The organism is Bradyrhizobium sp. 191 (assembly GCF_023100985.1).
Taxonomy (GTDB): domain Bacteria; phylum Pseudomonadota; class Alphaproteobacteria; order Rhizobiales; family Xanthobacteraceae; genus Bradyrhizobium; species Bradyrhizobium diversitatis.
Genome location: NZ_CP064692.1, coordinates 4,407,620 through 4,423,428, shown reverse-complemented (window position 1 = coordinate 4,423,428; position 15,809 = coordinate 4,407,620). Strand labels below are relative to the sequence as shown.

The window sequence follows — 15,809 nt, the reverse complement described above, 5'->3', positions numbered from 1 at the left end:
CCAGCGATGTCCATTCTTGTCACACGGCCGCATCCCGACAACGAGGCGACGGCGGAAAGTCTGCGCGCGAGGGGGCATGCGGTGCTGCTCGCGCCGGTGCTCAAGTTCGAGCCGGTCGCCGTCCATGACGAGAGTGAAGGTCCCTACGGCGCCGTTCTCGTCACGTCGGCCAACGCGATCCGCGCCGTCGCGCCGCAATTGCCGGAGCTCGGGCTCCTGAAGCTGCCTTTGTTCGCGGTCGGCGAGCATACGGCTGCTGCGGCGCGCGAGGCCGGTTTCGCCGAGGTGATCGTCGCCGGCGGCGATGCTGTTTCCTTGCGCGACAAGGTGATGCAAAGTGCGCGCGACAAGGTGCTGAAGAAAAAGAGCGCGCTGCTGTATCTCGCAGGCGTCGATCTGTCGCGCGATCTCGGCGGCGAACTCGGTGCGGAGGGCTTCCGCGTCGTCACGCGGACCACGTATCGCATGGCGCCGGTCAAGCATCTGCCGCGCGGGGTTTGCGAGGGCTTTGCCGCGCACGGGGTCGAGGCGGTGCTGCACTACTCCCGGCGCAGCGCACGCGCGTTTCTGGATGCGGCGCGGGACGAAGGCGTCGAAATCTCGGCGCTGGCCATACCGCATTGCTGCCTGTCCGAGACGGTTGCGAGCGTGCTGCGCGACGCCGGCGCGTCACGGGTTCTGGTGGCCGCAAGGCCGGACGAAAGTGCCCTGTTCGACACCTTGGAGCGTGCGTTGCGCACCCGTTTGGCGTAAGAGGTCAGGCCGAATCCGACGCAATCTAGTTCACCCAGGTATGGAAGTGTGAGGAACCGTCACGATGGCCGACGACAAGCCTGAAGACGCTGGATTGGCGCCCGAGACGGGTCGTACCAAGCGCACCCCGCCCACCATCGATCTTGAGGCGACGGAAGTCTCGACCCAGCCGCAGCAGGTCGCGGGCGAGCCCGAGGCGTCCGAGCATGTCGCGCAGGAGCAGGCCAGGTTCGGAGAGCCCGGATCCGAGGAGGTCAAGGCCGAGCCTCAGTCCGAGCCTGCAGAGGAGCAGGTTTCCGTCGCGGCCGCACCCGCGTCGGCGCCGATTTCCCCCTGGGTCATCGCGCCGTTTTCCGGCGCTGTCGCGGCTGCGGTCGTGATCGCGGTCGGCTGGATGCTGGGCTGGCCCGCGGTGCAGGCGCCGCCGGTCGCGCCTGAGGTCACCCGTGCGACAATCGATGCACTGAGCGCACGCGTTGCTGCGGTCGAAGCCAAGGCCGGCAGGTCCGCGGCCGATCCGGCCATGGCGACGCGGATCGACGCGCTGGAAAAATCCGCAAGCAGCCTGCGCAGCGACATGGCCAATCTGCGTGCGCAGTCCGACAAGACTGCGAGCGCTTTGAACGACGTGAAGGCTGCGTCGCCTGCTGCAGCGCCTGATCTTGCCGCCGTCATCGACCGCATCACCCAGCTCGAGCGCGCCGGCAAGTCCGAGCGCACCGAGCTTGCGCGGCAGGGCGAGAAGATCGCCGAGGCCAGGACGATGGACGACAAGCCGCTCCGCCATGTGGTGGCGGCGTCCCTGCTCGACGTCGCCGTTCGCCACGGCGATCCCTATCAATCGCAATTGGCCGCGGCGCGGTCATTTGCGGCCAAGCCCGACATGCTGAAGCCGCTCGACGCGTTTGCATCGTCCGGCATCCCGACCGCAGCCGCGCTGAGCCGCGAGCTCCTCAACATCGTGCCGAAGCTGTCGCCGCCGGCGGAAGCTCCGTCGAGCGACGCCGGCATCGTCGAGCGTCTCCAGGCCGGCGCGTCGAAGCTCGTCCGCATCGAGCGTACCGACGGGGTCGGCAACGATCGCGGTGCCATCGTTGCGCGCGTGACCGCGGCTGCGCTTCGCAACGATTTCGTGGAAGCGCGGCGCGAGCTGAAGACTCTGCCCGAGGCCGATCGTGCCCCGGCGCAGGCCTGGCTCGACAAGACCGATGCCCGCGAAGCCGCGCTCGCCGCGTCCCGCAAATTCGCCGACGATGCCATGGCGGATCTCGCCAAATCTGATCCGGTCAAGCCTCTTCAGTAAAAGTTCGCGCAACAATCGGCGCGTATAGGGATCGCCATGCTTCGCATCGTCCTCTTTCTTGTCCTGATCGCACTGGCGGCGGCCGGCGCGGCCTGGGTTGCCGATCAGCCCGGCGACCTCGTGCTGACCGCGGCTGGTTTCCGCATCTCGACGACGCTTCCCAGGTTCGTTCTCTTGCTTGGCCTGTTTGCCGCGGCCGTCGTCCTGGTCTGGAGCATCCTGACTACGATATGGCGCACGCCGGGGCGTCTGCGCCGCCGTCGCCACGAAAAGCGCCAGGCCCGCGGCCGCCACGCCATCACCCACGGCCTGCTCGCGATCGGTCATGGCGATTCCGCGCTCGCCCGCCGTCACGCCGACGCGGCGCGGCGGCATGCGCCGAACGATCCGCTCGCGCTGCTGCTGCACGCGCAGTCGGCCCAGCTCGAAGGCAATCGCGACGAGGCGCAGCGCGTCTTCCGCGTCATGGCCGAGCGCGAGGATACGCGGCTGCTCGGCCTGCGCGGCCTGTTCATCGAGGCGCAGCGCGCCGACGATGCGGTCGGCGCGGTGATGATCGCGGAGGAAGCGATCAAGCTGTCGCCGTCCTCGACCTGGGCCTCGCATGCGGTGCTCGGCTTCCGTTGCGCGCGCGGCGACTGGAGCGGCGCGCTCGCGATCCTCGACTCGAATCTGCGCGCGGGGCAGATCGACAGGCAGACCTATCGCCGGCAGCGCGGCGTCCTGCTCACCGCGCGCGCGCTGGAATTGCAGACGATGGACCGCGACGTCGCGCACGAGAGCGCAATGGAGGCGGTCAAGCTCGCACCGACCCTGGTGCCGGCGGCGGTGCTCGCGGCAAAATTCGAGAGCGAGGCGCATCAGGTGCGCCGCGCCATGAAGCTGGTGGAGGCCGCCTGGCTCGCCAATCCGCATCCCGATCTCGCGGACGCCTATGCGCATGTGAAGCTCGGCGATACCGCATGGCACCGCTTGCAGCGGGTCGAAACCCTCGCCGCGAAGACTCCCGCCGACAAGCCCGGTCATTTCGAGGGGCAGCTCGCGATCGCGCGCGCTGCGATCGAGGCCTCGGAGTTCGCCCGCGCGCGCGAGGTGCTCGCGCCTTATCTCAAGGATCCGACCCAGCGCGTCGCGCTGCTGATGGCCGAACTCGAGCGCAGCGAGCATGGTGACGGCGGCCGCGCCCGTGCCTGGACCTTGCGCGCGGTGCGCGCCCGCCTCGATCCCGCCTGGACCGCGGACGGCTATGTCAGCGACCGCTGGCGTCCGGTCTCCCCGGTCACCGGCCGCCTCGATGCGTTCCAGTGGCAGACTCCGGTCGCGAGCCTGCCCTCGGACAGGGGCCCCACGCTCGAATCCTCGGCCTTCGAGGAGGCCATGCTGGCCGCTCCGCCGCCGAAGCGGGTGGCCGCCATTCCCAGCGAGGCTCCGGTGGAACCGCCGGTAACGGCTCCGGTGTCAGCGCCGGCCGCCCAGGACAATTTACCCCCTCAGCCGAAGGACGCCGCGAAAGAGGCTGCCAAGGAAGTGGCCAAGGAGGCTGGGGAGCAAACTGCGAAGGCCGACGAGCCGGCCGTGACACCCGCCGAGCCGGCGAATCCGGCTCCGGCGCCCGCCGAATCATCGCCGCCGGCGGCAACGCCGGTCTTCCGAACCCGGACCGATCTCGGCAAGCCGGCATCGGCGCCGGTCCAGGCCGTCATCCCGATCGTCCGCGCACCGGATGACCCCGGAATCGACGATGACGGCCCGAGCGATGAATTTACGGAACAAATCGGCACGCCGAAGGCCCAGGCCGGCGGCTGGCGCGGATTCTGGTCCCGCTGGGGCGCGTGAGCCGCATTTCAGACCCGGCTTGTCCTTGCCAATTCGGGCCATGCCCGATATCAGGAGCGCGCGTATCGGGGCCGGCATCGCCTAGGTCCCGGCAGGGTCGCCGCAATAGCTCAGTCGGTAGAGCACGTCATTCGTAATGACGGGGTCGGGGGTTCGAATCCCTCTTGCGGCACCAGCACCTCGACTTTCCGAGACAGCATTCATCTGGTTCCTGAAGCGCGGCCCTTGGTCAGCGCATCAGCCTCGTTCGGCTGGGTGATCGCGATCACATAATCTCGGACATGACGTCCCTAACATCCCCGTCACGAAACACGGGGAGACTTCACATGTGCAAGATCACTCTGTTTACCGCCATGTTGCTGGCTTCTGCGTCTGTCCAGGCAGGCGGCTCCCGCGGTCTGTCCTTGGCCTCCGCGGGCGAACAGAGCCCCGCGCCGCAAACCACGACCTCGTCAACGACCAGTGTGACGACGCGGGTAAGCGAAGCCGCACCGGCCACCGAGGCTCCGAAATATACCGATCGTCCGCCGGCAGTGTCGCTCTCCGCACCGGCTGCGGCGACCGCTGCGACGGTGACCACACACGCGACCTCTGCGCCGGTTACGACGACCAAGCCCGCCACCAAGAGCGCGGCAAGGGCAGACAAGCCGAAGCACAAGCGCAGCTGGACCGAGCGCCGCATCATCAGCGAACTGCATCGTCACGGCATTTATTGGTAAGCCGCAGGCCTGTAACCCGATCTCGCCGTCATGCCCGGGCTTGACCCGGGCATCCACGTCTTCGCCCCTGATCCAAAAACGTGGATGGCCGGGACGAGCCCGGCCATGACGCTAGTCGAAGCTATATGACGGATCGCAGGGCTTACTGCGACACCGTCTGCACCACGCTCGAGATCGGACGCGTGTTCGTGCCGGCGGTCGGCACCTTCATGTCCTTCATCAGCGCCTCGTCATATTCCGGCAGCGTCTGGAGCGTCGCCTTGGCCTTCATCTGCACGACCTTGTAGCCGCCGGCCTTGAGCCGCGCGAGCAGCGCCGGCATGGCTTCGCCGGTATGCTTCTGGAAATCGTGCATCAGGATGATGCCCTTGCCGAGCTTGTCGAGCCTCGTCATCACGGTCTCGACGATCTTCTCCGGCGTCGCACCCTTCCTGAAGTCGAAGGAGTCGATGTCGGTCGAGAACATCGCGACGTTGCGGGTGCCGAAATAGCTCACCATCGCCGGGTTGTGCTGAAGCTGCGGGAAGCGGAAGAACGGTGCCGGATTGGTGCCGAGCGCAAACCGCACTGCGCTAAAACCCTTCTCGACCTCGTCCTTGACCTGTTGCTCGGTCATCTTCTTGCCGTTGAGGTTGACGTGCGACCAGGTGTGCGTGCCGACCGTGTGGCCCTGGGCCAGCACCTGCTTCAGGATTTCCGGATGGTAGGTCGCGTGCTTGCCGACCGAGAAGAACAGGCCCTTGGTGCATTCGTCCGCGAGTGCCTTCAGCACCGCGGGCGTGTTGACCGGCCACGGACCGTCGTCGAAGGTCAGCACGACCTCCTTGTCGGTCAGGAAGTCGAACTGCTTGAAGTGCTCGAAACCGAAGCCGGGGCCGCCCGTGGTGTCGATCTCGACCACGCGGGACACGCCCAGCGCGTTCGGATTGGCGCAGGCCTGTTTCGGCTGCATCGGAACGGCCGGGGCGGGCGCGGCTGCCGTGGGCTTGGCCGCGATCGCCGCGGTGGTCTCGACGTCATCCTTGGCGGCGAGCTTCGCTTGTGCCGGCAGTTGATCGGCGGCACGAGCGGCAACTGTCTTGGGAGCGCCCTGGTCGGCGCGCGCGGAATAATAGAACCAACCGCCGGCGGCGATCACGACCGCCGCAACTACACTGGCCAGCATCAGGCCCAACGCATTACGCATCGCTGCTCTTTCCAATTACGCAACCAAACAAGCGGAATTTTCCGCGCGATCAGCCATTAATGCGAAGTAAGAGTTAACGTGACACCAACACGACAGGGGTTGCGGAGGAATTTCAGCGGGGTGCGCCTAAGTGACCGGGATCACAGAGGATGGGTCTCCCGTGAGGGTCGTCACAGTGGAAACGGTTTTGCCGGAGCATCGTGGCTCCCATCAACAACCGGCCCGTTTTGCGCGGAGCCATTGGGAGCTTCGAATGACCAGGTCTCTGAACGCCAAGTCGTTTACCAGCAGGATCCGCGACACCAGCCTGGCTCTGGGCTTTGCCGCCATCGTCTCGATCGCTTCGACCGGCGCGAGCTTCGCCTTCTCGGCCGAGGCGCAGCAGATGTGCACCGGCGATGCCTTCCGCCTCTGCTCGGCGGAGATCCCCAACATCCCGAAGATCACGGCGTGCATGATCAAGCATCGCTCCGATCTCAGCGCCGGCTGCCGCGCGGTGATGGATAAGACCCTCGCCAAGGGCGCCTCGCGCAAGGTCGCTGACGCCCAGGACAAGCAGTAGCCACGACGCCGTCGATTGCGCCGGCCAGCTCCCCTCGCCATGTCCCCCGGGCTCGCGCCGGGGCTACGCGGCGGCGCTGGTCGCCGGACAATAAACCCGTTGCGGCTTTGGGATCGCCGCACTAGCTTCGCCCGCATATTCTTCCGGGTAAGAGGCATTTCGCGATGGCCAGATTTCTTTTCATCATTCCTTTGCTCCTGTGCGCATCGAGCGCCTCCGCGCAACAGCAGCCCGGCCATGATGCCTGCGCGCGCGACGTCACGCGCTTCTGCCGCCCCGTGATGAACAATGGCGACGGCGCCGTGCTGGCCTGCCTGAAGCAGAACCGCACCAAGCTGAGCAAGGCTTGCGACAAGGTGCTGACCCAGCACGGGCAGTGACGTCATTCCGGGGCGCGCCGTCAGGCGCGAGCCCGGAATCCATCGGGCGGCCAACTCCTGAGAGAAATGGATTCCGGGCTCGCGCTTCGCGCGCCCCGGAATGACAACGTCATGTGCTGCTGCCCGCAGCGGTCGCAACCACCGGCAGCACCTCGTTGTTCGCGCGGTCCGGCGTGTCGTCCTTCCAGCGCACCGAACCGAAGGGACGCTCGAGCATGCGGCGGATCCGCACCGGCTCGGGGCCGACGTGGAAATCGATCGCCTGCTGATGCAGGGCGCGTTCGGACTGGGTCGAGCGGTTGCGCTGGCGCAGGTAGTCGAACCAGGTTGGGCAGTGATAGCGCTCGGTCCACAATTCGGGATCGGCAATGTCGCGCGCGATCGACCAGCCATAGGCGCCGTTGCGCTGGCGCGAGAGCTGCACGTCCTGCATCACGTTGTGGAACGCGCGCGCGTTTTCTTGCGAGACCCGGTATTCGATCTCGACCACCAGCGGTCCGCTGCGTCCGGTCAGCGAGAGCTTCACCTCGGGATCGGCCAGCACGTCCGCATCCTCGTTGCGGGCGCCGACGCGCGGCATCGTGAGCCAGATGCCGAGCAACGGCGAGATCAGCATCAGGCCTGCCGCCGTCAGCAATGCGGTCTCGACGCCGGCATAGTCGGTGAGACGGCCCCAGCCCCAGGCGCCGATCGCGATGCCGCCGGAGATCGAGGCCTGGAACGCCGCGAGCGAGCGGCCCGCGACCCAGCGCGGTGCCGACAGCTGCACGCCGATGTTGAACAGCGCGATCGCAGCCATCCAGACCGCCCCGGCCAAGACCAGCGCAGTCGCCGTCAGCACTGGCTCGCTGCTCACCGCGAGGGCGGCCATCGCGAACGCCATCGAGATGGTGCAGGCGCGGATCGCGGCCTCGCCGCTCATGCGCTTGCGCAATTCGTGGATGTTGAGTGCGCCGATCACCGCGCCCATGCCGAAGGCGCCGAGCATGATGCCGTAGGTCTGCGCGCCGCCATGCAGGAGGTCACGCGCGACCAGCGGCATCAGGGCCATCACGGCGCCGCCGATCAGGCCCATCACCAGCGTGCGCAACAGCACGATCTTGATCGGCGGCGAATTGGTGATGTAGCGCACGCCCGAGACCATGGCGCGGTTGAGCTTTTCCCGCGGCAGGCGCGAGGGCTCGGTGCTGCGGCGCCAGAGCAGCAGCACCACCAGCAGCGGCAGATAGAGGATCGCATTGCAGGCGAACGCGGCCACGGCGCCGAGTGCAGCGACGATGACGCCGCCGACCGCAGGACCGAAGCTGCGCGCGATGTTGTAGCTGATGCCGTTGAGCGCCACCGCGGACGCCAATGCCTCGGGCGGCACCTGTTCGCTGACCGAGGACTGCCAGGCCGGGCCGAACAGCGCATTGCCGCTGCCGACGACGAAGCAGAAGACGAGCAGCAATTCGGGGGTGATCAGGTTGAGGCCGGCCAGAACGGTGAGCGCGCTCGCGCCGATCAGCGCGATCGACAGCGAGACCAGGGTGACGATGCGGCGGTCATACATGTCGGCGATGGCCCCGGCGGGCATCGAGATCAACATGATCGGCAGCATCAGTGCGGTCTGCACCAGCGCCACCTTGTCGGCCGAGGCGGCCATCTGCGTCATCGCCCAGGCCGCGCCTACGCCCTGGATCAGGAGGCCGAGATTGGAGAGCAGGCTGGCGAGCCAGATGCGCCGGAACAATGTGTACCGCAGCGGGGCGGTGATGCCGTCGCCGGCAAATGTCTGGCGGTTCGTCTGCTCGGTCATATCCCCTTCCATATCGGGTGTCAGAACTAGCTTCAGCGATTCCGATCGGATCACTGATGCCTGCGAAAGTCCTTCGCTGTCCAGTGGTTAGGCAGATATAAGCGGTGCAAAGGCATGGTTTTGCCGGGAGGAACAGATGAGGCTGTCGCGACGGACGATCCTGCTGGGAGCCGGCAGCCTGCCTTTCGCGGTTGCGAGCATGCGGGCCGGCGCGATCGCCCAGACCGCACCTGGCGTCCCGCCGAGCACCGAGGTGCCGCCGATCCTGTTCGTCCACGGCAATGGCGATTACGACGCGCTCTGGATGACGACCTTGTGGCGGATGGAATCAAACGGCATCGCCCGCGAGCGCATGATGGCGATCAATTTCACCGATCCCCTGGCGCGCAGCGACGACAAGGTCGAGCAGGCCAACTGCTCCTCGACCGAGGACCAGCGCCGCGAGCTCGCCGCTGCCATCACTGAATTGAAGCGCCGGACCGGTGCGGCGCGGGTGGCCCTGGTCGGCAGCTCGCGCGGGGGCTATGCGATCCGCAACGTCATCAGGAACGGCGGTGCGGGCGATGTCAGCCACGCCGTCCTGTGCGGCACGCCCAATCACGGCGTGTTCGCGACCGATGACCAGCCGAACAACGAGTTCAACGGCCGCGGCGTATTCCTGCGCGGCCTGAACGAGGGCGAGAGCGAGGTGACGCCGGGCGTTGCCTTCCTCACCCTGCGCAGCGACGGCATGGACAAATATGCGCAAGCCGACGGCCGCTTCATCGGCAAGCCCGGCACGCCGACCGGTGTGACCGCCGAGGGGCCTGAGCTGAAGGGCGCAACCAACCTCGTGCTCGGTGCGCTCGATCATCGCGAGGTGGCATTTCACCCTCGCGCCTTCCGCGAGATCTACAAGTTCATCGCCGGCCGCGAGCCCGTCCGCATCGCGATCGTGCCCGAAACCAGCGTGAAGCTGAGCGGGCTTGTCACCGGCGCGCCAGGCGGTGTGCCGACCAATCGACCGGTCGCGGGCGCAACCGTCGATGTCTTCCGTGTCGATCCTGATACCGGGGAGCGCAAGGGTGGTGCGCTGCACGCCGCAAAGACCGCTGCCGACGGCCGCTGGGGGCCGGCCCAGGTCGATCCGGCCTGGTCGCTCGAATTCGTCCTGACCTCGCCGGATGCGCCGACGACGCACATCTACCGCTCTCCGTTCCCACGCTCGTCCGACGTCGTGCACCTGCGGCCTGCGCGGCCGCTCGGGCCGGCAGACAAGGACGCAGGGGCGGTCGTGATCATGTCGCGGCCGCGCGGCTATTTCGGCCTGCCGCGGGACGTGGTTCTGTTCGATGGCAAGGAGCCGGCCGACGTCAAGCCGGGCGTGCCCACGGATGCGGCAGCAACCCTGCGGCTTCCGTCCAGCGAGATCGGGCGTAACATCGTGGCCCAATTCAGCGAAGAACGGATCGTGGCGCGTGCCTGGCCTGCCGCCGAGAACAGGATTGCGATCGCCGAGCTGACTTATTAGCTGTTTAGCTGCGTCACATCTGCGGGAGAGAGCCATGAACTTCGCCAGCGTGCGTCGGCCCATCATCCCTCCGGCTCCTCCGCGTGCGCCCGACGACATGTCATTCTTCGGCCGTCTCGCGGTTGTCAGGCAGAACATGATCGCGACCTGGGGGCAGCGCGCCTATGAGGAGGAGGTCATCCCGGGCCGCTTCTTCTTCCGCAACAGTTTCATTCTGAACCAGCCGGACGCGATCCGGCACGTTCTGCTCAGCAACTACGAGAACTACACGCGCACGCCGGCCGGCATCCGCATGCTGCGCCCGGTGCTCGGCGACGGCCTCCTGATCGCGGAAGGTCATTCCTGGACGTTTCAGCGCCGCACCCTCGCGCCGGCCTTCACGCCGCGCGCCACGGCGAATCTCGTTCCGCACATGACGGCGGTGCTCGACGAGACCATCGCGAAACTGGATGCCCGCATGGGCGAGGACATCGATTTGCGCGAGGTCATGCAGCGCATGACGCTCGAGATCGCCGGGCGCACCATGTTCTCGTTCGGCATGGACCGGCACGGCGCGACCCTGCGCAACTTCATCATGGAATATGCCGCGCGGCTGGGGCGTCCCTATTTCCTCGACATGGTGCTGCCGGTGTCCTGGCCCAGTCCAATGGATTTTGCCCGCGCCCGTTTCCGGAAGCGCTGGACCGAGTTCGTCGCCATGCTGATCGCCGAACGGCGCGCGATGGGCAAGAAGGACGGCGCGCCGCCGCGCGACCTGTTCGATCTCATGGACGAGGCACGCGATCCCGAAACCGGCAAGGGCTTCTCGGACGAGCAGCTGGTGGACGAGGTCGCGACCATGATCCTCGCCGGTCACGAGACCACGGCGACGGCGCTGTTCTGGGCGCTCTATCTGCTCGCGCTCGATCCCGATACGCAGGAGGAGGTGGCATCCGAGACCCGCGGCGAACATCTCGACAGCATGGCCGATATCGATCGCCAGAAATTCACCCGCGCCGTGATCGACGAGACCATGCGGCTCTATCCGCCCGCCTTCCTGGTCGCGCGAGCCGCGCGCGACAAGGACAATGCGGCGGGCGTCGAGATCGGCAAGGGCGACATCATCATGATCGCGCCCTGGCTGCTGCACCGGCACGAGAAGCTGTGGGACCAGCCGAACGCGTTCGTTCCAAAGCGCTTCATGTCGAAGGAGGCGCCGGACCGTTTTGCCTACCTGCCGTTCGGCGCAGGTCCGCGCGTCTGCATCGGCGCGCCGTTTGCTCAGGCCGAATCCGTGCTGGCCCTGGCCCGGCTGATCGGAGCGTTCCGCATCGAGCTTGCCGACCCCGCGAATCCCGTGATCCCGCTCGGCGTCGTCACCACCCAGCCGGACCACTCACCCATGTTCCGCATCACGCGTCGGTGACAGGCGCTCGTCTGGCCGATGGCGTGATCCACCCTAGATAGAGTCCCGCCATGAGCGACATCCAGGCCCAGTTCTCCGTTTTGAAGCAGACCGCCGACCCCGTTGTCGTGGAGGCCATAGCGCAACTGATCGCCAACGGTCATGACCGCGATCTCAACCGGATCAATGCGCTGGATTTTGCCAATCGTACCGGGCTCGACCAGGAGAAGGTCATTTCCGGATTCCTGCACGCCTCGCGGCTCGGCCTGTTCGACATGAGCTGGAACGTGCTGTGTCCCGGTTGCGGTGGCGTGCTGGGCGCGCACGCCACGTTGAAGTCGCTGAAGCACGACGACTACAATTGCGCGCTCTGCGCCGCCGGATACGAGGCCTCCGTCGATGAGATGGTCGAGGTGGCCTTCACCGTCAGTCCGCGGGTCCGACGCATCGGTGCTCATGATCCCGAGACGTTGCCGATCTGGGAGTATGTGCGGCAGATGTTCTGGAGCTCGGGCGTCGACATCAACGAGGAATCCTTTTCCCGCCTGATCAACGAAGTGACGCTCGAAGCACTCGAATTGCCCGCCGGCGAGAAGGCGATCCTGTCGCTAAACTTGCCCAGCCAGTTCATCATCGTGTTCGAGCCGGTCACCCATTCCGCCCATTTCCTGGACGTTCAGGGCGAGCCGACGAGCGAGCGTCAGCAGCTTTCGATCATGTTCAACAAGCTGGAGGCGCCGACGGGGACGACCGTGATGCGCCCCGGACCGTTGCGTCTCACGCTCGAGAACCAGTCGGACAATCGCGTGTTGCCTTCGGTCTGGATTGCCGCCGACGCGCTGCATGAGATGATCGGCAAGCGCAAGCCGATCCTGACCGCGAAGCGCATGCTGTCCAACCAGACGTTCCGCGACGTCTTCAAGGCCGACAATCTCAATGTCGACCAGCGACTGAAGATCACGTCCCTGACATTCCTGTTCACCGACCTGAAGGGCTCGACGGCGCTATATGAGCGGGTCGGCGACCTCAATGCCTTCGATCTCGTGCGGGCGCACTTTCGCGCACTGCTGGAGATCATCGCCGCCGAGAAGGGTGCGGTCGTGAAGACGATCGGCGATGCCGTGATGGCGACCTTCGTCAGGCCCGAGCACGCCATCATCGCGGGACTGCACATGCGCGCGGCGATGGAGGAATTGAACAAGCAGCGCGGCGCGAACGACCTCATTCTCAAGATCGGTATCCACGAAGGCCCCTGCCTTGCGGTCATGCTCAACGAGCGGCAGGATTATTTCGGTCAGACCGTCAACATCGCCGCTCGCGTGCAGAGCCTGTCGACCGCGCAGGAGATCCACATCACCGGTCCGGTAGCGGATGCGCCGGCGGTGGCCGAACTCCTCCAGCGGCGCGAGATCAAGCCGATCCAGAAACAGGCCGCGCTCCGTGGCATCGCCGACAAGATGGTGGTGTACGAGATCCCGTGAATTTGTGGGCCGCGCCGCAGCCTCAAGCTCCGTCATTGCGAGCGCAGCGAAGCAATCCAGAATCTCTCCGCGGCGGCAATCTGGATTGCTTCGCTGCGCTCGCAATGACGATTGGGAGGCAAAAGCGCTTTACATCCTCCACCGTCATGCACGGGCTTGTCCCGCCTGCGCGGCCGAAGCCGCTTCGGCGAGGAAGGTCCGGGCATCCACGTCCTTCCTCGCGGTGACGCGTGGATGGCCGGGTCAAGCCCGGCCATGACGGCAGAAAGCGCGCCCAGATTGCCGAAACGTAATACGCGCCCGGAGCTGACGCACGTTGCGCCGGTTGGGTTTCCCGCTCATATAATGCAGGTCACGGCCGCGCTCCTCGCGGCCGTCATCGATCTCGGTAGGACCTTATGCTCGACGGCTTACGTCAATTCATCGCCGATATTGTCGGTTCTGAAGCCTCGGACCGCGCATTCGGCGACAGCGATTATCGGCTGGCGGCCACTGCACTGCTGGTCCATGTGGTCTCGCTGGACGGCGAGCCGAGCGCGGCTGAGCAGCGCAAGCTGCACAGCCTGATCGAAAGCCATTTCGGGCTCGATCGCGGCACTGCGGATCGTCTGATCGCGGACGCCACCCAGGTCGAGGGCGAGGCGGTAGACCTTTATCACTTCACCAGCGTCATCATGCGCTCACTCGACGAAGAGGGCCGCAAGCGCATCGTCCGGATGATGTGGGAGCTGGTCTATGCCGACGGCCAGGTCAGCGAGTTCGAGGACAATGTCGTCTGGCGTGCTTCCGACCTGCTCGGGATTTCCCAGCGCGACCGGATCGAGCTGAAGCACGCGGTCGCGGAGCGTGCCGGTGGTCAGGTCAAGGATAGCGCTGTCGGTGGTTGACGGCGCTGGACCCCGCGAATCGCGGCCTGCACGGACACATGACGAAAGTTTAATATGTTCGTCGCCGGCGCCGAATACGCCTGCAAATCAACGGTTTTTCACCACTGTCCGTCGTTCCGATCAAGCGGCCATGCTGCCAGTGGCGCTTGCCTGTTGCGCACGGCCTATGCTCTCGTTCCGCCGTTGCGGGGCCAAAATAGTTGAATTCAAGAGACTTCCATCGTGGCTGAGCGGGTGACGTTGATTACTGGTGCTTCGGCGGGCATCGGGATGGAGCTGGCGCGTGTGTTTGCCGCCAATGGACACCGCCTCGCATTGACCGCGAGACGGGCGGATCGGCTCGAAGCGCTCGCAAACGAGCTCGCGGCCAAGGGCGGCAAGAAGCCGATCGTGATCGCCTGCGATCTCGAGAAAGCGGATGCCGGCGAGACGATCGCGGCAGCCCTTGCAGCCGAAGGCGTCGAGCTCGACCATCTCGTCAACAATGCCGGCTTCGGTGTGTTCGGCGATGCCATCGAGCGCGATCGCATCGCGCAGCTCGGCATCGTCGATGTCAATGTCCGGGCCCTGACGGATCTGTCGCTGCGCTTTGCCGATCAGCTCATCAGGAACAAGGGCGGTCTTCTCAATGTCGGGTCGGTCGCCGGTTTCCTCCCCGGCCCCGGCATGGCCGTCTACTACGCGTCCAAGGCCTATGTGATCTCCTTGACCGAAGCATTGCGGGCGGAGCTTGCACCGCGCGGCGTCCGCGTCACCGTGCTTTGCCCGGGCCCGGTGCCGACCGAATTCCAGGCTCGCGCCGGCGTTGGGTCCGGACATGATACGGCCGTTCTCAACGTCTCTGCCGCCGAAGTTGCGCGGGAGGCGTATCGCGGCCTGATGGCCAACAAACGGGCAGTACTGCCTGGTCTGGGTATCAAGATCGTGCCATTCGCGCTGCGTTTTTTCCCGCGCGGGTTCATCCTGGCGGCCACCAGCCGATTCCAGAGGCAGAGGCACTAGAGAGATCCTGAAGTCCCCGTAGTGGCCCGGAGCTTGCTTCAGGATCGGGGCGTGTGTGCTCGAACTCACACGATGTTAACCATCGCTTAGCTATGCTGGCGGTCTGAACCGATAGCACTCGCAGAGGCCATGTCGTTCCGGACGGACAGGTTTGGTGGCGCAGAGGTGGTGGCCTTCCCACGGAAGGCGCCGAGCGCCGCCGCCTCTGAAACCCGGCAGCCGGTTCTTATTGTCCTGCATCAGGAATGCTCGACACCGGGGCGCGTCGGCAATGCGCTGCGCGCGCTCGGTCATCGCCTCGATATTCGCCGTCCTCGCTTCGGCGATCCCCTGCCCGAGACGCTCGATCGGCATGCCGGCGCCGTGATCTTCGGCGGCCCGATGAGCGCCAACGATCCCGACGATTACATCCGCCGCGAGATCGACTGGATCGAAATTCCGCTCCGCGAGCAGCGCCCGTTGCTCGGCATCTGCTTGGGTGCGCAGATGCTGGCGATGCAACTCGGGGCTCGTGTCGCGCCGCATGCGCAGGCGCTGACGCAGATCGGGTACTACCCGATCAGGCCGACCGCCGCAGGCCATGCGCTTTGCCCGCACTGGCCGGCGCAGGTCTATCACTGGCATCGCGAGGGATTTGAGCTGCCTGTCGGCACCGAGCTGCTCGCCGAAGGCGACGATTTTCCGGTGCAGGCGTTCCGGGCCGGCAATGCATTCGGCGTGCAGTTTCACCCCGACGTGACCTACGCGATGATGCATCGCTGGACCACGCGCGGCTATGACGGCTTCAGCGCGCCCGGTGCGCGGCAGCGGCATCATCATTTCGCGGATCGCGCCGTCTACGACGTCGCCGAACGCGCCTGGCTCGATCACTTCATCAATGGCTGGCTGGCGCGCCGGCCGATGCTGGCGCAAGCTGCCGAGTGATCGCGCCTTCACGCAAGTCCTTGGCTCTTCCCTCGATATGCTAGGCTCACTGCGAACGAGCACGCACAAACGCGTGCCGGCCGA

The 15,809-nt window shown here is 66.0% G+C and carries 14 protein-coding genes and 1 tRNA gene; 13 read left to right on the top strand and 2 right to left on the bottom strand.

Features of this window, described 5'->3' with window-relative positions; genetic code table 11:
* The first annotated feature begins 6 nt into the window (after positions 1-6).
* From IVB23_RS20560 to IVB23_RS20540, 5 genes are all read left to right on the top strand, one after another.
* Positions 7-753 (top strand): uroporphyrinogen-III synthase, encoded by a 747-nt coding sequence (locus IVB23_RS20560; protein WP_247799825.1) that lies wholly within the window; start codon positions 7-9, stop codon positions 751-753.
* 64 nt (positions 754-817) lie between these two features.
* Positions 818-2,056 carry a hypothetical protein gene (locus IVB23_RS20555; protein ID WP_247799824.1) on the top strand — a complete coding sequence of 413 codons (1,239 nt, stop codon included), beginning with the start codon at positions 818-820 and terminating at the stop codon, positions 2,054-2,056.
* A 36-nt stretch (positions 2,057-2,092) separates the two neighbouring features.
* Entirely contained in the window at positions 2,093-3,892 is a 1,800-nt protein-coding gene (locus IVB23_RS20550) for a heme biosynthesis HemY N-terminal domain-containing protein (RefSeq protein ID WP_247799823.1), read from the top strand.
* Positions 3,893-3,991: 99 nt separating this feature from the next.
* A tRNA-Thr gene (locus tag IVB23_RS20545) sits at positions 3,992-4,067 on the top strand.
* 151 nt (positions 4,068-4,218) lie between these two features.
* Positions 4,219-4,611 (top strand): hypothetical protein, encoded by a 393-nt coding sequence (locus IVB23_RS20540; RefSeq protein WP_247799822.1) that lies wholly within the window; start codon positions 4,219-4,221, stop codon positions 4,609-4,611.
* Between the two features lie 142 nt (positions 4,612-4,753).
* Here the strand turns inward: IVB23_RS20540 and IVB23_RS20535 are convergent, their stop codons facing one another.
* A complete protein-coding gene (locus IVB23_RS20535) occupies positions 4,754-5,797 on the bottom strand; it encodes a polysaccharide deacetylase family protein (protein WP_247799821.1) in 1,044 nt (347 codons plus the stop codon).
* Positions 5,798-6,050: 253 nt separating this feature from the next.
* Here IVB23_RS20535 and IVB23_RS20530 point away from each other — a divergent pair, with 253 nt between their 5' ends.
* Together IVB23_RS20530 and IVB23_RS20525 are read left to right on the top strand one after the other, a co-directional pair.
* Positions 6,051-6,359: a hypothetical protein gene (locus tag IVB23_RS20530; protein WP_061880098.1), complete on the top strand. Its 309-nt coding sequence runs from the start codon at positions 6,051-6,053 to the stop codon at positions 6,357-6,359.
* Positions 6,360-6,523: 164 nt separating this feature from the next.
* On the top strand, positions 6,524-6,739 hold the full coding sequence (locus tag IVB23_RS20525) for a hypothetical protein (RefSeq protein ID WP_061880099.1): 216 nt from the start codon (positions 6,524-6,526) through the stop codon (positions 6,737-6,739).
* A gap of 109 nt (positions 6,740-6,848) precedes the next feature.
* Here the strand turns inward: IVB23_RS20525 and IVB23_RS20520 are convergent, their stop codons facing one another.
* The gene (locus IVB23_RS20520) at positions 6,849-8,537 is read right to left on the bottom strand and encodes an MFS transporter (protein WP_247799820.1); all 1,689 of its coding nucleotides are present in this window, start codon (positions 8,535-8,537) and stop codon (positions 6,849-6,851) included.
* A gap of 136 nt (positions 8,538-8,673) precedes the next feature.
* Here IVB23_RS20520 and IVB23_RS20515 point away from each other — a divergent pair, with 136 nt between their 5' ends.
* From IVB23_RS20515 to IVB23_RS20490, 6 genes are all read left to right on the top strand, one after another.
* On the top strand, positions 8,674-10,047 hold the full coding sequence (locus IVB23_RS20515) for a hydrolase (RefSeq protein ID WP_247799819.1): 1,374 nt from the start codon (positions 8,674-8,676) through the stop codon (positions 10,045-10,047).
* A gap of 34 nt (positions 10,048-10,081) precedes the next feature.
* Positions 10,082-11,452 carry a cytochrome P450 gene (locus IVB23_RS20510; protein WP_247799818.1) on the top strand — a complete coding sequence of 457 codons (1,371 nt, stop codon included), beginning with the start codon at positions 10,082-10,084 and terminating at the stop codon, positions 11,450-11,452.
* A 50-nt stretch (positions 11,453-11,502) separates the two neighbouring features.
* Positions 11,503-12,912: an adenylate/guanylate cyclase domain-containing protein gene (locus IVB23_RS20505; RefSeq protein WP_131870659.1), complete on the top strand. Its 1,410-nt coding sequence runs from the start codon at positions 11,503-11,505 to the stop codon at positions 12,910-12,912.
* A 398-nt stretch (positions 12,913-13,310) separates the two neighbouring features.
* A complete protein-coding gene (locus tag IVB23_RS20500) occupies positions 13,311-13,799 on the top strand; it encodes a TerB family tellurite resistance protein (protein ID WP_247799817.1) in 489 nt (162 codons plus the stop codon).
* Positions 13,800-14,021: 222 nt separating this feature from the next.
* Positions 14,022-14,801 carry an SDR family oxidoreductase gene (locus tag IVB23_RS20495; protein WP_197965067.1) on the top strand — a complete coding sequence of 260 codons (780 nt, stop codon included), beginning with the start codon at positions 14,022-14,024 and terminating at the stop codon, positions 14,799-14,801.
* A 129-nt stretch (positions 14,802-14,930) separates the two neighbouring features.
* Positions 14,931-15,725, top strand: coding sequence for a glutamine amidotransferase (locus tag IVB23_RS20490; protein ID WP_061880106.1), 795 nt, complete (start codon positions 14,931-14,933; stop codon positions 15,723-15,725).
* Positions 15,726-15,809 lie beyond the last annotated feature (84 nt).

Coding starts and splice junctions, on each gene's coding strand:
- IVB23_RS20500 (WP_247799817.1), top strand. CDS start 13,311: ATGCTCGACGGCTTACGTCAATTCATCGCCGATATTGTCGGTTCTGAA.
- IVB23_RS20530 (WP_061880098.1), top strand. CDS start 6,051: ATGACCAGGTCTCTGAACGCCAAGTCGTTTACCAGCAGGATCCGCGAC.
- IVB23_RS20520 (WP_247799820.1), bottom strand. CDS start 8,537: ATGACCGAGCAGACGAACCGCCAGACATTTGCCGGCGACGGCATCACC.
- IVB23_RS20550 (WP_247799823.1), top strand. CDS start 2,093: ATGCTTCGCATCGTCCTCTTTCTTGTCCTGATCGCACTGGCGGCGGCC.
- IVB23_RS20555 (WP_247799824.1), top strand. CDS start 818: ATGGCCGACGACAAGCCTGAAGACGCTGGATTGGCGCCCGAGACGGGT.
- IVB23_RS20490 (WP_061880106.1), top strand. CDS start 14,931: ATGTCGTTCCGGACGGACAGGTTTGGTGGCGCAGAGGTGGTGGCCTTC.
- IVB23_RS20525 (WP_061880099.1), top strand. CDS start 6,524: ATGGCCAGATTTCTTTTCATCATTCCTTTGCTCCTGTGCGCATCGAGC.
- IVB23_RS20540 (WP_247799822.1), top strand. CDS start 4,219: ATGTGCAAGATCACTCTGTTTACCGCCATGTTGCTGGCTTCTGCGTCT.
- IVB23_RS20505 (WP_131870659.1), top strand. CDS start 11,503: ATGAGCGACATCCAGGCCCAGTTCTCCGTTTTGAAGCAGACCGCCGAC.
- IVB23_RS20535 (WP_247799821.1), bottom strand. CDS start 5,797: ATGCGTAATGCGTTGGGCCTGATGCTGGCCAGTGTAGTTGCGGCGGTC.
- IVB23_RS20510 (WP_247799818.1), top strand. CDS start 10,082: ATGAACTTCGCCAGCGTGCGTCGGCCCATCATCCCTCCGGCTCCTCCG.
- IVB23_RS20560 (WP_247799825.1), top strand. CDS start 7: ATGTCCATTCTTGTCACACGGCCGCATCCCGACAACGAGGCGACGGCG.
- IVB23_RS20515 (WP_247799819.1), top strand. CDS start 8,674: ATGAGGCTGTCGCGACGGACGATCCTGCTGGGAGCCGGCAGCCTGCCT.